Here is a 15,932-nt window from a genome sequence, read left to right as displayed (position 1 = left end):
GTGGAATCGACTGGCCCAGTCAGCGCGGCACGTGGAAGCCGGTGAGGGTGGCGTGGGTGGACAGGATCCGGGACCAGCTCCCCGTCACCGCGAGGGTGGCTATCGCCGAGGTGGGGAAGCGGTCGGCGATGCGATCGGCGAGCGCGCCGTTCGGGTCGAGCGCGACCGCGGCGTCGGGGACTCCGGGTTCGTGGCCGACGACCAGCAGGGTGTGCACCTCGTCGTCGGTCCGCGCGATCTCGCGCAGCACCCCTGCCGCGTTGGTCCCGTACAGCGACTCCGCGAATCGGGCCGGCGCCTCGATGCCGGTGGCGTCGAGTGTGAGTCGGGTGCGCGTGGCGGTCGAGCACAGCGCGGCGTCGACGTGGGGCTGGGTGCGACGAATCCAGTCGCCCGCGAGTCCGGCCTCCCGTTTGCCGCGGTCCGCGAGGGGCCGGTCGTGGTCGGCGACACCGGGCGGATAGGCGGACTTGCCGTGCCGCATCAGGATCAGGGTCCGTGGAGCCATGCCCAGACAGTAGCGAGCACGACCGCGGAGGCGCCGGGCAATCTGTGACGGCCCGAAATCCGTTTGCCTCGGTGACCGACCCCGTGGTCGGATTGTCGGGCGGGCGATGAGACGGTGTTCACATTAATCTCGATTGAGCAATAGTTGCGCCGTCGATACTATTGCGCAGTGGTTGTATCCCCGGAGGAGCTCGACGGCGCTCTCTACGAGTTCCTGATGCGTCTGTTGGGGATGGGGGAGTCGGGGTCCATGGACAAGCTGATCGAGATGGATCTGTCGTTCTCGCAGGCACGAACCCTGTTCGTGCTCGCGGAGTTCGGTGACCCGGTGCCGATCCACGACGTGGCCCGACGGCTGCGCCTGTCGGTCGCCGCCACCGGCCGGAACGTCGACCAGATGGTGCACCAGGACCTGGTGGTTCGTCGTGAGGACCCGAACGATCGGCGCATCAAGAGAATTTCCCTGTCGGAGTCCGGACGTAGCCTCGTGTCCGGGCACATCGAGACCAAACGCGGCGAACTGCGGGCCTTCGCGGCCAGGCTGCCGGAGTCGGAACGCACCCAGCTTTTCGATTCACTGAAACCCATTCTCGCGGGCGACGCCCTCCGAGCTCACTGTCAGGAGAATCCATGACGACGCCGACACCGGGAGTACCAGCTGCCTCGGACAAGATCGACGGCGCAGTTCTGAAAATTGCCAGCGTGGTGGTGCTCGGCGCCATCATGTCGATTCTCGACGTGACCGTCGTGAGCGTGGCGTTGCCGACGTTCCAATCGGTCTTCGGTCACGACGGAGTCCCGCTGTCCTATGCGACCGTCGCGTGGACCATGACGGCCTACACCCTCGCGCTGGCGACGGTCATTCCGGTGACCGGGTGGGCGTCGGACCGGTTCGGCACCAAGCGGCTCTACATCACCGCGCTGGTGCTGTTCGTGGGGGCGTCGGTGCTCTGCTCGATGGCCTGGAACATCGAGTCGCTGATCGGGTTCCGGGTGCTGCAGGGCCTGGGCGGCGGCATGCTGATGCCGCTGGGCATGACAATCATGACGCGGGCGGCAGGCCCGCACCGGGTCGGTCGGGTGATGGCCGTGCTCGGCATCCCGATGATGCTCGGTCCGATCTGTGGCCCGATCCTCGGCGGATGGCTGATCGAGGCCGTGAGCTGGCACTGGATCTTCCTGATCAACCTGCCGGTCGGCATCATCGCGTTGACCGCGGCATTCGTGCTGCTGCCCAAGGACGACCCCAGTCCGTCCGAGTCCTTCGACTTCGTCGGCATGCTGTTGCTCTCGCCTGGCCTGGCACTGTTCCTGTTCGGTGTGTCGTCGATCCCCGAGACCGGGACGGTGGCCTCGGCCCGGGTGCTGGTCTCGGCGGGGATCGGTCTGGCGCTGGTGATCGGCTTCATCTTCCACGCCCTCCGCAAGGCCGACCACCCGCTGATCGACCTGCACCTGTTCCGGCACCGCAACCTGACGATCTCCGTCGTCACCTCGACGATGTTCGTCATCGCGTTCATGGGCGCCGGACTGCTGTTCCCGAGCTACTTCCTGCAGGTACGCGGGGAGACCACCCTGGCGGCCGGGCTACTGCTCGCACCGCAGGGAATCGGCGCGATGCTGACGATGCCGCTGGCGGGCACCCTCGTCGACAAGATCGGCCCCGGCAAGATCGTGCTCGGCGGTATCAGCCTGATCGCGATCGGCATGGCGGTGTTCACCCAGGTCGGTGCGGACACCCCGTACCCGCTGCTGCTCGGCGCGCTGTTCGTGATGGGACTCGGCATGGGCTGCACGATGATGCCGATCATGACGGCCGCGATGCAGACGCTCACCCACGAGACGGTGGCCCGGGGATCGACCCTGATGAACATCGTCAACCAGGTGGCCGGGTCGATCGGCACCGCGACCATGTCGGTGGTGCTGACCAACCAGATGATGGACCGTCCGCTGGCGGGTCCGGCGACCGCGGCCCAGCACGACCCGCAGATCGCGGCACAGTTGCCGCCCGGCGCGGCGGAGCAGGGCCTGAGCGCGGCCGCCGACGCATTCGGCAACACCTTCCTGGTGGCTCTGGTGCTGATCCTGCTGACGCTGATCCCGGCGTTCTTCCTGCCCCGCACCAAGCCGGCGGCGCCGGCGGAGGACGGGGCGCCCACTGCGGCGATGATGCACTGACCGCTGCGGCGATCACGACGGCGACGGCCCGTCTCCCATCGGGAGGCGGGCCGTCGCCGTTCCGGCTGTAACGGTTCCGGCCGAATCGGGATGTGCAGGGTAGGGAACCGCGACCGGTCCCGGTTCGCCGGGCGTGGCTCCGCAACGGTGTCGGACCCCCGAGATACCGTCTAACCATTGAGACCGGACAGGGAAGAAGGCGCATCGTGGCGACCGAACCCGAACGTGACTGGCACTTCTACGCGGTGGTCGGAACCACCGTCCAGGGCGGGCACACCCTGGCCCGGTTCGGCCCGCAGCCGACCGCGATGGACGCGCTGCGACTCGCCGTCCAGTCGGTCAATCACACCGCATACTCCTTGCTCGAGCAGGGCGTGCCCGGTGACGCGTGTGCCGAGTCCGGGCTGCTCGAGCGGCTCCCGATCACCGACTTCACCATCGAGCGTCGTAGTCCGGCGTCGGAGGCGCCGGACGAGAGCTGGGGCCTGTCCGGCGGCAGGCACCACCGGCGTTCGAACCGTCGCGCCGCCTGAGGGTCCGTCACTCGCGGGTCAGATGGAACCAGCGCGGGTTCGAATTGCGCAGTGGCCGAGGCATTCCTGTCGTGTCGGCGGGGTCGTCCGAGTCGAGGGTCCAGTGCGGGAAGTTGCGTTCGACCTCGGCGTGCGCGACCCCGCGGGGCAGCGGCCGGCGATGGCCGGGACCGAAGGCGAACATCAGCAGCGAGGCGCCCGGCGCTGCGACGGCAGTGATCTCACGCGCGTAATCGAGTCGTTGCGGGGCGGTCAGCCCGTGGAAGCAGCCGACGTCGAGCACGAAGCGGAACCCGGATCCGGCCGCGGGCCCCAGCGTCGTCACGTCGCCGACCAGGAACGTGACGTCGACGCCCTCGGCGGCCGCCTTGCGTCTCGCGCGGTCCACCGCCCGCGGAACCGCGTCGACGCCGGTGACCTGCCAGCCGCGACCGGCCAGTTCGATCGAGTGGTCGCCGCTGCCGCAGCCGACGTCGAGGGCCCTGTCCGGCGCCCCGTGCACCTCCTCGTGGTCGAGGTACGTGCGTAACTGGGCTCGGAACCCCGGTCGGGCCCGCTCCCAGGGCGTGATGCCGAGCCGATAGGCCAAGGTGTATCCGAGGTTCATCGTTGCCTCACAGATCACTCGTGGCGACGCGTCGTTGTCGAGGTCTGTCGTGCAACTCAGTGTGCGCGTGCCGAAACGGTGGTGTCCAGGGCGGCGGGCGCGCGTAGAGTCCGGAACGAGAACGTGTTCTATATTTGCCATCTGGCAATCCCGTCGAATCCCTGGAGTTCACGACATGTACGAGTGGTCCGATACCGATCTGATGTTCCGCGACGCCCTGCGTGGGTTCATCGAGAAGGAGATCAAGCCGCACGTCGACAAGCTCGAGAGTGGTGAGCTGCCTCCGTTCGAGATCATCCGCAAGATGTACGCCACCTTCGGCATGGACGAGATGGCCACCGAGGCGCTCGACAAGGCGTTCGCGAAGGAGGAGGCGCGTGAGCGCGGCGAGGCGCTGCCCGAGTCCGGAGAGAAGGGCGGCGGCTTCAGCGGCGCCGGCAGCATGGGTGTGATCCTCAACAGCGAACTGGCGGGCGTGAGCCTGGGCCTCGTCGCATCGATGGGCGTGAGTCTCGGCCTCACGGTCGGCACGCTGCGCAGCCGCGGCACGCTCGCCCAGAAGAAGCGCTGGATGCCCGGGCTCGTGACGATGGAGAAGGTCGGCGCCTGGGCCATCACCGAGCCGGACTCGGGCTCGGACGCGTTCGGCGGCATGAAGTCGTACGTCCGGCGCGACGGTGAGGACTACATCCTCAACGGCCAGAAGACCTTCATCACCAACGGTCCGTACGCCGATGTCACCATCGTCTACGCCAAGCTCGACGAGGGCGATGCCTCCGTCGATCGTCGCGACCGCAAGGTGCTCGGTTTCGTGCTCGACAAGGGCATGGAGGGCTTCACGCAGAGCGCGCCGTTCAAGAAGATGGGCATGAACTCCTCGCCCACCGGCGAGCTGTTCTTCGACAACGTCCGCATCACCAAGGACCGGCTGCTCGGTGAGACCGAGAACCCGGCCAAGGGCGACGGCAAGGAGAGTGCGAAGGAGTCGTTCGCGGCCGAGCGGATCGGCATCGCCTCGCTGGCGCTGGGCATCATCAACGAGTGCCAGCGGCTGTGCATCGACTACGCGAAGAACCGCAAGCTGTGGGGCAAGGAGATCGCTCAGTTCCAGCTCATCCAGCTCAAGCTGGCCGAGATGGAGGTCGCCCGACTCAACGTGCAGAACATGGTGTTCAACGCGATCGAGCGCACCGCCGCCGGCAACAAGGTGACGCTGGCGGAGGCGTCGGCGATGAAGCTGTACTCCTCGCGCGCGGCGACCGAGGTCGCGATGGAGGCCGTCCAGTTGTTCGGCGGCAACGGCTACATGGCCGAGTACAAGGTCGAGCAGCTCGCGCGGGACGCGAAGTCGCTGATGATCTACGCGGGCAGCAACGAGATCCAGGTGACCCACATCGCCAAGGGCCTGCTCGCCTGACGGACCGACCGACTGTTTCGGGGCCCATCCGCTGTCGCGGGTGGGCCCCGAACGTCGTTCAGGCGCCCGAGCGGTCGTCCGCGAGGGCTTCGACCCGGGCGCGCAGGGTCGACTCGGTGTGCTTGATCGCCGTGCCGACGACCGGTTCGACGATCTTCGCGAGGGCCTTGCCGAGGAGGCCGCCGGGCAGCGTGTACTCGAAGTCGACGGTGAGCTCGGTGGCGCCGTCCGCGGTCGGAGCGAACCGCCAGGTCGACGAGTTGGGGATGCCGTCGATCGACTCGAGGCGGATCAGGCGGTCCTGCTCCCACCGGGTGATCTCGACCCGGGACCCGAGCGCCTTGGGGCCGATCTGCATGATCGCGTCGAACCTCGCGCCGAGCCCCCGGGTCTGCTCGCCGACCGGCTCGAACTTCGTCACGCCGAACATCCAGGACGGCACGTTGCGGTAGTCGTCGACGAAGGCGAAGCCCGCCTCGACGGGCACCCGGGCGACGGCGACGCGGTGAATATGGCCCATGCTCTCTCCTCGTGTGGCGGATCCCTCCAGACCCTGTTACCGACGGTAACGGTTACTTCGTCTCTTGGACAGTTGTTTGAGTGTCGACTTCGGGCGGAATTAGGGTGGACGCATGGATGGTCGCGAGCGGGACGCGCGGGGCAGGCCGCTCAACGCGCGGCCCCGCGACGGGCTCGGGCGGCCGCTTCCGCGGGGTTCGGTGGGCGTGCCGAGGATCTCCGAGGGACAGGTCCGCACTCCTGGGCAGTCGATTGCCGAAGCGCAGCGGCTGTTCGACGAGGGGATGCCGTTCCACGCCCACGAGGTGCTCGAGGACGCCTGGAAGTCCGCGCCCGAAACCGAGCGGGCACTGTGGCAGGGGCTCGCACAGCTCGCGGTCGGGATGACCCACCTGCTGCGCGGGAATCGGACGGGTGCGCGGTCGCTGCTCGAGCGGGGACGCGGGCAGATTCGCGCGTACGCGGGCGAACCGCCGCACGGCCTGGACGTCGCCGGCCTGCTCGACTGGTCCGGCGGTCTGCTCGACGACCTCACGGCCCCGACGCCGCCGCGGCTGTCGGCGCCCCGTGGTTGACCCACCGCCGGATCGGGAATGGAGGCCGCGGCTCCTACCGCTGGGACGGGAATGGCGGGACCGTGAGCACTCCACGATCCCGCCATGTCTCACCCGAAGGTATCGCTCAGGTCACGGGAAGGTGCTACCGACGTTGCCGGTGCTGCTGCCGACGAAGCCCCCCTGGGCGTTGCCGGTCGGGAGCAGGGCCAGGAGGGCGGCGATGAGTGCGGTCATTTCTGAGACTCCGTTTCTGGTTGTGAACGCGCCCCCGAACGCGGCGCGGAACCAGTTCTACCGCACCGGCGGGCATCGGATGGCAGCTTTGCGCTTTGGAGGTTGGTTCGCCCGGATCGGCAAATATGTTGAAACGGATAGGGTTTCACACAAAAAAGTGGGGGTCACCGGCGCGTGCCGGTGACCCCCACTTCTGCTCGGGGACCTTACTTCGAGGATCCGCCCGACGAGCCGCTGCCGCCGCCGGAGGATCCGGAGGAGAGGTTGTCGAGCGCGGTGAAGACGGTGTTGAGGCCACCGAAGAGGTCGGCGAGATCAGACGACATGGTCACTCCTGGTTTGCTCGGTACATTCCTTGGCGCCCGACTGGACGAGCGTTCGGCTATTTGTACCCGATGTGACCTCGTCGTGACCAGCGAATCGCGGGCGAATTCCTACTAAGTGGTTCGTTGTCCACCGATTGGCGGACAAATCGGGCGGTGTCCGAGCGCGTGGGGCGAACGCGTCAGCTTCCGAGGGTGATGCCGGGCAGGCCCAGGCCGATGCCGGGCAGTCCCACGCTGCTCCCGACCGCCGGGGGAGTGGGTGCGGTGCTCCCGATCGCGAGGGTCGGGGTGCCGATGAGGCCGAGAAGCGCGGTGACTACGTCGAACATGTGGCTCACTCCTGGAGGTGGTCGGTGTGCTGGGCGTTGCGCCGGGTGGCGGCGCGCGTCCGTTCTACCGCATGCGACCCGCCCGCGCGGCCAAAATCGCACGAACCGTCGAAGTGTTGAACGCCATTGCAGCGCACAGGTGTTCGTGCATCGATGCATGTTCGGCGGGGCGCCCGGCGGGATGTCGGAAAATAACAATCAGGCACGCTTGCTTTTTTCCTCCCGCGGGTTGATGCTGGACAGAGCATCGTCGAGGGAGACTCATGGCCGACCTGAACATCGTCCTAGCCGACCTGCGCGCCGAGGGCGACGCAGTGGACGCACTCGTCGCGGGCCTGGCGCCGCAGCGGTGGGCGACCGACACCCCGGCGGCGGGGTGGACAATCGCTCATCAGATCGGCCACCTGGCCTGGACCGATCGTGCTGCGCTGATGGCCGTCACCGACGCCGACGCCTTTGCGGCCTCGCTCGAGCGGGCCTGGGCCAACCCGACCGGCTTCGTGGACGAGGGCGCCGCGGTGGAGGCGGCCCACCCACCCGCCGAACTCCTCGCGGACTGGCGCGGCGGTCGTGACGCGCTCGCCGCGGCGCTGGCCGCCGTCCCGACGGGGACGAAACTGGCGTGGTACGGGCCGCCGATGAGTGCGATGTCGATGGCCACCGCGCGACTGATGGAGACCTGGGCGCACGGGCAGGACATAGCGGCGGCCCTCGAAACGGTCGTCGCGCCGACCAACCGACTGCGCGCGATCGCTCATCTCGGGGTCCGCACACGCGACTTCGCCTACGCCGTCAACGAGCTCACGCCGCCGACGGAGGAGTTCCGGGTCGAACTCACCGCACCGGAGGGCCACGAGGTCTGGACCTGGGGTCCGCCGGATGCGCCGCAACGTGTCACCGGTCCGGCCCACGACTTCTGCCTGCTGGTCACCCAGCGCGCGCACCGCGACGACCTCGCCCTGACGGCGGTCGGGTCCGACGCCGAGGCTTGGCTCGGCATCGCGCAGGTCTTCGCCGGCCCGCCCGGTGCAGGCCGCGAGCGGAAGGCCGGCGCATGAGCACCCCCGTTCGGATCGGAAACTGCTCGGGCTTCTACGGTGACCGCATCACCGCGATGCGCGAGATGCTCGAGGGCGGCGACCTCGACTACCTGACCGGCGACTATCTGGCCGAGCTCACCATGCTCATCCTGGGCCGGGACCGGATGAAGGATCCGAACCTCGGTTACGCGAAGACCTTTCTCCGCCAGATGGAGGACTGCCTCGGGCTGGCGGTCGACAAGGGCGTCCGGATCGTGGTCAACGCCGGCGGCCTCAACCCGGCAGGGCTGACCGTCAGGTTGCGGGAGATCGCCGACAAGCTGGGTGTGGCGGCGACGTTCGCGCACGTCGAGGGTGACGATCTCACCGGCCGCGCCACCGAACTCGGTCTGGGACAGCCGCTGACCGCGAACGCATATCTCGGAGCCTGGGGCATCGTGGAGTGCCTGAACTCCGGGGCCGACGTCGTGGTCACCGGTCGGGTCACCGACGCCTCGGTGATCGTGGGGCCGGCTGCGGCCCACTTCGGTTGGGCGCGTACCGACTACGACCGGCTGGCCGGGGCGGTCGTCGCCGGACACGTCATCGAGTGCGGTACCCAGGCCACCGGCGGCAACTATGCCTTCTTCCAGGAGATCACGGACCTGACCAGGCCAGGATTCCCGATCGCCGAGATCCGTAACGACGGGTCGTCGGTGATCACCAAGCACGACGGCACCGGGGGCGCGGTCTCCGTCGGCACCGTGACAGCACAGCTGATGTACGAGATCCAGGGCGCCCGCTACGCGGGGCCCGACGTCACCGCACGCCTCGACTCCGTCACCCTGACGCAGGCGGGTGAGGACCGAGTCGAGATCGGTCCGGTCGTCGGCGAGGCTCCGCCGCCGCAGCTGAAGGTCTCGCTCAACACGCTCGGCGGCTTCCGCAACGAAATGGCTTTCGTGCTCACCGGTCTCGACATCGAGGCCAAGGCGGAGCTGGCGCGCAAGCAACTCGAGTCGTGGCTGACAATCCGGCCCGCGGAACTCGACTGGGAGCTCGCTCGACTGGACCGCCCGAACGCCGAGACGGAGGAGCGGGCCAGTGCCATCCTGCGCTGCGTCGTCCGAGATCCCGATCCGAACAAGGTCGGACGGACCTTCTCCAATGTCGCCGTCGAACTGGCACTGGCCAGCTACCCCGGCTGCACCTTCACCTCGATGCCGGGCAACGGCGCACCCTACGGTGTATTCACCCCGGGATACGTGGACGCCCAGCAGGTTCCGCACATCGCGGTACTGCCCGACGGTACCCGGATCGACGTCGCGCAGGCCGCCGAGACGCGGGCCCTCGAGGCCGTGTCCGAGCCCGCCCTGCCCGAGCCGTTGCCGGCAGGCCCCGTCCGCGAGTTGCCGCTCGGCACCATCGTGGCGGCCCGCAGCGGTGACAAGGGTGGCAACGCCAACATCGGGGTCTGGGTTCGCACCGACGAGCAGTGGCGTTGGCTCGCACACGAGCTCACCGTCGACCGCCTCCGAACGATGCTGCCCGAGACCGCCGACCTGACGATCACTCGGACCGTGCTTCCGGCACTGCGGGCGGTCAACTTCGTCATCGAGGGAATTCTCGGACAGGGCGTGGCCTACCAGGCCCGGTTCGATCCACAGGCGAAGGGTCTCGCGGAATGGCTACGGTCCCGGCACATTCCGGTGCCCCGGACACTCATCGACTCCCAGGAGCAGGCGCAGTGACCGACGCATGGAACGACCCGCAGCGCAGCGAACTGCGCGCTACCGTCCGCAGGTTCATGGACAAGGAAGTTCTCCCGCATCAGGACGAGTGGGAGCGGGCAGGCGAACTGCCGCGCGAGCTGCACCGGCGGGCAGGCGAACTGGGGCTGCTCGGGGTGTCGTTCCCGGAATCGGTCGGCGGCGGTGGCGGCGAGCCGATCGACGCGATGGTGGTGTGCGAGGAGATGCACTACGCGGGGTGCTCGGGCGGGCTGTTTGCCTCCCTGTTCACCTGTGGCATCGCGTTGCCGCACCTTGTCGCCGCGGGTGATCGCGAGCAGATCGAGAAGTGGGTGAAGCCCACGCTCGCAGGCGATCTGATTGGCTCGCTCGCGATCACCGAGCCGGGCGGCGGGTCCGATGTGGGGCACCTGACCACCCGGGCAGTCCGCGATGGAGACGACTTCATCGTCAATGGTGCCAAGACCTTCATCACTTCGGGCTGCCGGGCCGATTTCGTCGTCACCGCGGTTCGCACCGGTGGGGAGGGGGCCGCCGGGGTCTCCCTGCTCGTGATCGAGAAGGGCACACCGGGATTCACCGTCTCCCGAAAGCTGGAGAAGATGGGCTGGCTGGCCTCGGACACCGCCGAGCTCTCGTTCGTCGACTGCCGGGTGCCGGCCTCCAACCTGGTCGGTGCGGAGAACACGGGTTTCGCGCAGATCGCGCAGGCCTTCGTCACCGAGCGGGTCGCGCTCGCCGCCCAGGCCTACGCGAGCGCCCAGCGCTGCCTCGACCTGACCGCGCAGTGGTGCCGGGACCGCGAGACCTTCGGCAGGCCGCTGATCACCAGGCAGTCCGTCCAGAACACACTGTCGGAGATGGCACGCAAGATCGACGTCGCACGGGTCTACACCCGTTCGGTCGTGGACAGGTACACCGCCGGTGACGTCAACCTGATCGCCGAGGTGTGCTTCGCGAAGAACACCGCCGTCGAGACCGGCGAATGGGTGGCGCACCAGGCCGTCCAGCTGTTCGGGGGCCTCGGCTACATGCGCGAGAGCGAGGTCGAGCGGCAGTACCGTGACATGCGCATTCTCGGCATCGGCGGCGGCACCAACGAGATCCTGACCTCCCTGGCGGCGAAGCTGCTGGGGTTCCAAGCCTGACCACACACCGACGACACACTGGGGTAGCAAGATGACGGTAGTGAGATCGACGCTCGACACCGCCGGTGGGGACTTCCTCGCCGCGGCGGAGTCGATGCAAACCAAACTCGCCGAGGTGCAGGTCGAGTTCGACAAGGCGCTCGCCGGTGGCGGGCCCAAATCGGTGGAGCGCCATCACAAGCGCGGCAAGCTGCTCGCCCGCGAGCGGATCGAGCTGTTGATCGACCCGGACTCTCCGTTTCTCGAACTGTGCACGCTGGCCGCTTGGGGCAGTGACTTTCCGGTCGGCGCCAACGTGGTCACGGGCATCGGCGTGATCGAGGGCGTCGAGTGCATGATCGTCGCGAACGACCCGACCTCCCGTGGCGGCGCGAGCAACCCGTGGACGATCAAGAAGAGCTTCCGGATCAACGAGATCTGCGAGCAGAACCGGCTGCCGGTGATCTCGCTCGTCGAGTCGGGCGGCGCGGACCTGCCCACCCAGAAGGAGGTCTTCATCCCCGGCGGCCGGATGTTCCGCGACCTCACCCGCGCCTCGGCGGCCGGGATCCCCACCGTCTCACTGGTGTTCGGCAACTCGACCGCGGGCGGCGCGTACATCCCCGGCATGTCCGACCACGTGGTGATGATCAAGGAACAGTCCAAGGTCTTCCTCGGCGGTCCGCCGTTGGTCAAGATGGCCACCGGCGAGGAGTCCGACGACGAGTCCCTCGGTGGCGCCGAGATGCACGCGCGCAAGTCCGGACTGGCCGACTACTACGCACAGGACGAGTACGACGCGATCCGCATCGGCCGCAACATCGTCAAGCGGCTCAACTGGAAGAAGCAGGGCCCGTCGCCCCGTGCGGAGGTCATCGAGCCGCTGCACGACCCGGAGGACCTGCTCGGGGTCGTGCCGACCGACCTGAAGGTGCCGTTCGACCCGCGCGAGGTGATCGCCCGGATCGTCGACGGCTCCGACTTCGACGAGTTCAAGGCGATGTACGGCAGCTCACTGGTCACGGGATGGGCGGAACTGCACGGGTACCCGGTAGGGATCCTCGCCAACGCGCGAGGCGTGCTGTTCTCCGAGGAGGCGCAGAAGGCGACCCAGTTCATCCAGCTTGCCAACCGGTCCGACACCCCGCTGATCTTCCTGCACAACACCACCGGCTACATGGTCGGCAAGGAATACGAGCAGGGCGGCATCATCAAGCACGGTGCGATGATGATCAACGCCGTGTCCAACTCGACGGTGCCGCACATCTCGATCCTGATGGGCGCCTCGTACGGAGCCGGGCACTACGGCATGTGCGGCCGCGCCTACGATCCGCGGTTCCTGTTCTCCTGGCCGAGCGCCAAGTCGGCCGTGATGGGCCCCGCCCAGCTGGCGGGCGTCGTGTCGATGGTGATGCGCGGGAGCGCGGAAGCCAAGGGACTGCCCTTCGACGAGGAAGCCGACAAGGGCATGCGCGCGATGATCGAGGCGCAGATCGAGGCGGAGTCGTTGCCGCTGTTCCTGTCCGGCCGTGTGTACGACGACGGCATCATCGACCCGCGCGACACGCGCACCGTGCTGGGTCTCTGTCTCTCGGCGATTGCCACCGCCCCGATCGAAGGCACCGAGAACTTCGGTGTCTTCAGAATGTGAGCGCCGCCTCCATGTCCGACCAGATCACCTCCGTCCTCGTCGCCAATCGCGGCGAGATCGCCCGGCGCGTGTTCGCCTCCGCCCGGAGCGCGGGCCTGGCCACGGTGGCCGTCTACTCAGACGCCGACGAGAACTCACCGCACGTGCACGAGGCCGACGCCGCGGTCCGACTGCCGGGCAACACGCCCGCGCAGACCTACCTGCGCGGCGAACTGATCATCGCGGCGGCGAAGGCGGCCGGTGCTGACGCGGTCCACCCGGGTTACGGATTCCTCTCCGAGAACGCGGAATTCGCGAAGGCCGTCCAGGACGCCGGACTGACCTGGGTCGGTCCGCCGGTCAAGGCCATCGAGCTGATGGGCTCGAAGGTCGAGTCCAAGAAGATGATGGATGCGGCGGGCGTTCCGGTGCTCGCCGAACTCGATCCCGCACTGGTGACCGAGGATCAGCTGCCGGTGCTGATCAAGGCCTCCGCCGGCGGCGGAGGTCGCGGCATGCGGGTGGTGCGCACCCTGGCCGAGTTGCCCGGGCAGCTCGAGGGGGCGCGGGCCGAGGCCGCGTCCGCCTTCGGCGATCCCACGGTCTTCTGCGAGCGCTACCTCGAGACCGGCAGGCACATCGAGGTGCAGGTGATGGCTGACGCGCACGGCACCGTCTGGGCGGTGGGGGAGCGCGAGTGCTCCATCCAGCGCAGGCACCAGAAGGTCGTCGAGGAGGCACCCTCTCCGCTGGTCGAGCGGATTCCGGCGATGCGCGCCAAGCTGTTCCAGGCGGCCGTCGACGCGGCTGCCGCGATCGGCTACGAGGGTGCGGGCACCGTCGAGTTCCTCGCGGACGAGGCCGGGGGCTTCTTCTTCCTCGAGATGAACACCCGACTGCAGGTCGAGCACCCGGTCACCGAGCTGACGACCGGATTGGATCTGGTCGAACTGCAGCTGCAGGTGGCGCAGGGCCTGGCGCTCGGTGAGCAGCCGCCCGTCCAGTACGGCCATGCCATCGAGGTCCGGCTGTACGCGGAGGACCCGGCGCAGGGCTGGCAGCCGCAGAGCGGCACCGTGCATCGATTCGAGATCCCCGGTGTGGACACCGAATTCGGCGTTCCTCCCGCGACCCGCGGTCTGCGACTCGACTCGGGCGTCGTGGACGGATCGGTCGTCGGGGTGTTCTACGATCCGATGCTCGCGAAGGTGATCGCGTGGGCTCCGACCAGGTCGGCCGCCGCGCTGCAGTTGGCGGCGGCGTTGTCGCGCGCGAAGATTCACGGCCTGGTCACCAACCGCGACCTGTTGGTCAACGTGCTGCGTCACCCCGCCTTCCTGGCCGGGGAGACCGACACCGCGTTCTTCGACCGACACGGTCTCGACGCGCTGTCCGCCCCGGCCGCCGCCGAGGAGTCGGAGCGGGTCTCGGCACTGGCCGCGACGCTGGCCCAGGCGGCCGCCAACCGGCGTTCGGCGCCCGTCAACGGCGCACTGCCGAGCGGCTGGCGCAACGTGTCCTCGCAGCCGCTGCGCAAGGTGTACGAAAGTGCCTCCGGCACCTACGAAGTGGACTACCGGCTGACCCGCAACGGCGGGTTGGTCACCGAGTTCGTGTCGGGAGCGGAACTCGAGTCCGCCACCCCCGAGGTCGTCGTGCTGACCGTCGACGGCCTGCGCCGTCGATTCGACGTCGCCCGCTACGGCGACCAGGTGTACGTCGACTCGCCGCTCGGCGCGGCCACGTTCACCGCGGTGCCGACCTTCGTGGACCCGGCGTCGGTGGTCGCGGCCGGATCGTTGCTCGCGCCCATGCCCGGCACCGTCATTCGGCTCGGGGCCTCCGTCGGCGATCGAGTGAGCGCGGGCCAGCCCATCCTGTGGCTCGAGGCCATGAAGATGGAGCACACCATCGCGGCGCCCGCGGACGGCGTGCTCACCGAACTGGACGTCGCCGTCGGCCAGCAGGTCGACGTCGGGGCGGTCCTCGCCATCGTCGAAGAACCCACCGCAGCAACCGCAACCGAGGAGAGCGCATGAGTTTCATCGAGACCGACGAGCAGAAGGAACTCCGCGCCGCGGTTTCCAAACTCGGTGAGCGCTTCAACTACATCGACTACGTGCTGCCGCGCTCGCGCAAGGGCGAACCGTTGACCGAGCTGTGGAACGAGGCGGGCAAGCTCGGTTTCCTCGGAGTCAACCTGCCCGAGGAGTACGGGGGTGGAGGCGCGGGGATCTACGAGCTCGCGCTGGTCCAGGAGGAGCTGGCCGCGCACGGCGCGGGGCTGCTGCTCGTGGTCGTCTCGCCCGCGATCTGCGGCACCATCATCGGCAAGTACGGCACCGAGGAGCAGAAGCAGCAGTGGCTGCCGGGTCTGGCGGACGGCAGCAAGATCATGGCGTTCGGCATCACCGAGGCCGATGCGGGTTCCAACTCCCACAACATCTCCACCACGGCCCGCCGGGACGGTGCCGACTGGATCCTGACCGGCAACAAGGTCTTCATCTCGGGTGTGGACCAGGCGGACGCGGTGCTGATCGTGGCCCGCACCGAGGACCACAAGACCGGCAAGCTCAAGCCGGCGTTGTTCATCGTGCCGACCGACACCGAGAACTTCGTCAAGACGCCGATGGAAATGGACGTCGTCGAACCGGACCACCAGTTCACGCTGTTCCTCGACGACGTGCGGGTGCCGGGCGAGGCATTGGTCGGATCGGAGGACGCCGCGCTGATGCAGTTGTTCGCAGGCCTGAACCCGGAGCGCATCCTGGGTGCGTCGATGGCGATCGGCGTGGGTCGGTACGCGATCGAGGCCGCCGTGAAGTACGCGAAGGAGCGCACCGTCTGGAAGACCCCGATCGGTGCGCACCAGGGCATCGCTCATCCGTTGGCGCAGTGCAAGATCGAGCTGGAGCTGGCCAAGCTGATGATGCAGAAGGCCGCCGTGCTCTACGACAGCGGCGACGACTTCGGCGCCGCGGAGGCCGCGAACATGGCGAAGTACGCGGCCGCCGAGGCCAGCATCAAGGCGCTCGACCAGGCCATCCAGACGCACGGCGGTGCCGGGCTGAGCAAGGAGTACGGACTGGCCGCGATGCTCGGGGCGGCCCGGATCGCGCGGGTCGCGCCGGTGAGCCGGGAGATGATCCTCAACTTCGTCTCCCAGCACTCGCTCGGGCTGCCGAGGTCGTACTAGAC

Annotated in this window: 15 protein-coding genes; 11 read left to right on the top strand and 4 right to left on the bottom strand. The window is 68.2% G+C overall.

Going from position 1 to position 15,932, the window contains the following annotated elements; translation table 11 throughout:
* Positions 1 to 19 precede the first annotated feature (19 nt).
* Positions 20 to 508, bottom strand: a complete 489-nt coding sequence (locus ACFVH2_RS08720; protein WP_378421569.1) for a SixA phosphatase family protein — start codon at positions 506 to 508, stop codon at positions 20 to 22.
* A 216-nt stretch (positions 509 to 724) separates the two neighbouring features.
* Here ACFVH2_RS08720 and ACFVH2_RS08715 point away from each other — a divergent pair, with 216 nt between their 5' ends.
* The 3 genes from ACFVH2_RS08715 (at position 725) to ACFVH2_RS08705 (ending at position 3,218) form a co-directional block, all read left to right on the top strand.
* Positions 725 to 1,141 carry a MarR family winged helix-turn-helix transcriptional regulator gene (locus ACFVH2_RS08715; protein ID WP_378422171.1) on the top strand — a complete coding sequence of 139 codons (417 nt, stop codon included), beginning with the start codon at positions 725 to 727 and terminating at the stop codon, positions 1,139 to 1,141.
* The gene (locus tag ACFVH2_RS08710) at positions 1,138 to 2,685 is read left to right on the top strand and encodes a DHA2 family efflux MFS transporter permease subunit (protein WP_378421566.1); all 1,548 of its coding nucleotides are present in this window, start codon (positions 1,138 to 1,140) and stop codon (positions 2,683 to 2,685) included. Before ACFVH2_RS08715 ends, ACFVH2_RS08710 begins: the two co-directional genes overlap by 4 nt.
* A 206-nt stretch (positions 2,686 to 2,891) precedes the next feature.
* A complete protein-coding gene (locus tag ACFVH2_RS08705; RefSeq protein WP_378421565.1) occupies positions 2,892 to 3,218 on the top strand; it encodes a hypothetical protein in 327 nt (108 codons plus the stop codon).
* Positions 3,219 to 3,225: 7 nt separating this feature from the next.
* Here the strand turns inward: ACFVH2_RS08705 and ACFVH2_RS08700 are convergent, their stop codons facing one another.
* On the bottom strand, positions 3,226 to 3,825 hold the full coding sequence (locus ACFVH2_RS08700) for a class I SAM-dependent methyltransferase (protein ID WP_378421563.1): 600 nt from the start codon (positions 3,823 to 3,825) through the stop codon (positions 3,226 to 3,228).
* Between the two features lie 175 nt (positions 3,826 to 4,000).
* Between ACFVH2_RS08700 and ACFVH2_RS08695 the strand changes: the two genes are divergently transcribed.
* Positions 4,001 to 5,242: an acyl-CoA dehydrogenase family protein gene (locus ACFVH2_RS08695; protein WP_378421561.1), complete on the top strand. Its 1,242-nt coding sequence runs from the start codon at positions 4,001 to 4,003 to the stop codon at positions 5,240 to 5,242.
* Between the two features lie 58 nt (positions 5,243 to 5,300).
* Here the strand turns inward: ACFVH2_RS08695 and ACFVH2_RS08690 are convergent, their stop codons facing one another.
* Complete coding sequence (locus ACFVH2_RS08690; protein ID WP_378421559.1) at positions 5,301 to 5,762, bottom strand: SRPBCC family protein; 462 nt, start codon at positions 5,760 to 5,762, stop codon at positions 5,301 to 5,303.
* A gap of 112 nt (positions 5,763 to 5,874) precedes the next feature.
* Between ACFVH2_RS08690 and ACFVH2_RS08685 the strand changes: the two genes are divergently transcribed.
* Positions 5,875 to 6,336, top strand: coding sequence for a DUF309 domain-containing protein (locus ACFVH2_RS08685; RefSeq protein ID WP_378421558.1), 462 nt, complete (start codon positions 5,875 to 5,877; stop codon positions 6,334 to 6,336).
* Positions 6,337 to 7,057: 721 nt separating this feature from the next.
* Here the strand turns inward: ACFVH2_RS08685 and ACFVH2_RS08680 are convergent.
* A complete protein-coding gene (locus ACFVH2_RS08680; RefSeq protein ID WP_378421556.1) occupies positions 7,058 to 7,207 on the bottom strand; it encodes a hypothetical protein in 150 nt (49 codons plus the stop codon).
* 263 nt (positions 7,208 to 7,470) lie between these two features.
* On the opposite strand from ACFVH2_RS08680, the gene ACFVH2_RS08675 reads away from it, so the two are divergent.
* Genes ACFVH2_RS08675 through ACFVH2_RS08650 form a run of 6 tightly spaced genes read left to right on the top strand, consistent with a single transcriptional unit; the run spans position 7,471 to position 15,930 of the window.
* Entirely contained in the window at positions 7,471 to 8,265 is a 795-nt protein-coding gene (locus tag ACFVH2_RS08675; protein WP_378421554.1) for a TIGR03084 family metal-binding protein, read from the top strand.
* Positions 8,262 to 9,977, top strand: a complete 1,716-nt coding sequence (locus ACFVH2_RS08670; RefSeq protein WP_378421552.1) for an acyclic terpene utilization AtuA family protein — start codon at positions 8,262 to 8,264, stop codon at positions 9,975 to 9,977. The genes ACFVH2_RS08675 and ACFVH2_RS08670 overlap by 4 nt, the downstream gene beginning before the upstream one ends.
* Entirely contained in the window at positions 9,974 to 11,125 is a 1,152-nt protein-coding gene (locus ACFVH2_RS08665; protein WP_378421550.1) for an acyl-CoA dehydrogenase family protein, read from the top strand. Before ACFVH2_RS08670 ends, ACFVH2_RS08665 begins: the two co-directional genes overlap by 4 nt.
* 31 nt (positions 11,126 to 11,156) lie before the next feature.
* The gene (locus ACFVH2_RS08660; protein ID WP_378421548.1) at positions 11,157 to 12,755 is read left to right on the top strand and encodes an acyl-CoA carboxylase subunit beta; all 1,599 of its coding nucleotides are present in this window, start codon (positions 11,157 to 11,159) and stop codon (positions 12,753 to 12,755) included.
* A gap of 11 nt (positions 12,756 to 12,766) precedes the next feature.
* Positions 12,767 to 14,773, top strand: coding sequence for a biotin carboxylase N-terminal domain-containing protein (locus ACFVH2_RS08655; RefSeq protein WP_378422169.1), 2,007 nt, complete (start codon positions 12,767 to 12,769; stop codon positions 14,771 to 14,773).
* Entirely contained in the window at positions 14,770 to 15,930 is a 1,161-nt protein-coding gene (locus ACFVH2_RS08650) for an acyl-CoA dehydrogenase family protein (protein ID WP_378421546.1), read from the top strand. The genes ACFVH2_RS08655 and ACFVH2_RS08650 overlap by 4 nt, the downstream gene beginning before the upstream one ends.
* Positions 15,931 to 15,932: the final 2 nt, after the last annotated feature.

This window comes from Rhodococcus sp. NPDC127527, from assembly GCF_042672245.1.
GTDB lineage: Bacteria > Actinomycetota > Actinomycetes > Mycobacteriales > Mycobacteriaceae > Rhodococcus_G.
Note: the sequence above shows the minus strand (reverse complement) of the source record. Positions and strands in the feature narration are given on the sequence as shown.

Bases quoted from the DNA above. Each gene is read 5' to 3' on its own strand.
- ACFVH2_RS08720 (WP_378421569.1), bottom strand. From the start codon at position 508: ATGGCTCCACGGACCCTGATCCTGATGCGGCACGGCAAGTCCGCCTAT.
- ACFVH2_RS08715 (WP_378422171.1), top strand. From the start codon at position 725: ATGCGTCTGTTGGGGATGGGGGAGTCGGGGTCCATGGACAAGCTGATC.
- ACFVH2_RS08710 (WP_378421566.1), top strand. From the start codon at position 1,138: ATGACGACGCCGACACCGGGAGTACCAGCTGCCTCGGACAAGATCGAC.
- ACFVH2_RS08700 (WP_378421563.1), bottom strand. From the start codon at position 3,825: ATGAACCTCGGATACACCTTGGCCTATCGGCTCGGCATCACGCCCTGG.
- ACFVH2_RS08695 (WP_378421561.1), top strand. From the start codon at position 4,001: ATGTACGAGTGGTCCGATACCGATCTGATGTTCCGCGACGCCCTGCGT.
- ACFVH2_RS08690 (WP_378421559.1), bottom strand. From the start codon at position 5,762: ATGGGCCATATTCACCGCGTCGCCGTCGCCCGGGTGCCCGTCGAGGCG.
- ACFVH2_RS08685 (WP_378421558.1), top strand. From the start codon at position 5,875: ATGGATGGTCGCGAGCGGGACGCGCGGGGCAGGCCGCTCAACGCGCGG.
- ACFVH2_RS08680 (WP_378421556.1), bottom strand. From the start codon at position 7,207: ATGTTCGACGTAGTCACCGCGCTTCTCGGCCTCATCGGCACCCCGACC.
- ACFVH2_RS08675 (WP_378421554.1), top strand. From the start codon at position 7,471: ATGGCCGACCTGAACATCGTCCTAGCCGACCTGCGCGCCGAGGGCGAC.
- ACFVH2_RS08670 (WP_378421552.1), top strand. From the start codon at position 8,262: ATGAGCACCCCCGTTCGGATCGGAAACTGCTCGGGCTTCTACGGTGAC.
- ACFVH2_RS08660 (WP_378421548.1), top strand. From the start codon at position 11,157: ATGACGGTAGTGAGATCGACGCTCGACACCGCCGGTGGGGACTTCCTC.
- ACFVH2_RS08655 (WP_378422169.1), top strand. From the start codon at position 12,767: ATGTCCGACCAGATCACCTCCGTCCTCGTCGCCAATCGCGGCGAGATC.
- ACFVH2_RS08650 (WP_378421546.1), top strand. From the start codon at position 14,770: ATGAGTTTCATCGAGACCGACGAGCAGAAGGAACTCCGCGCCGCGGTT.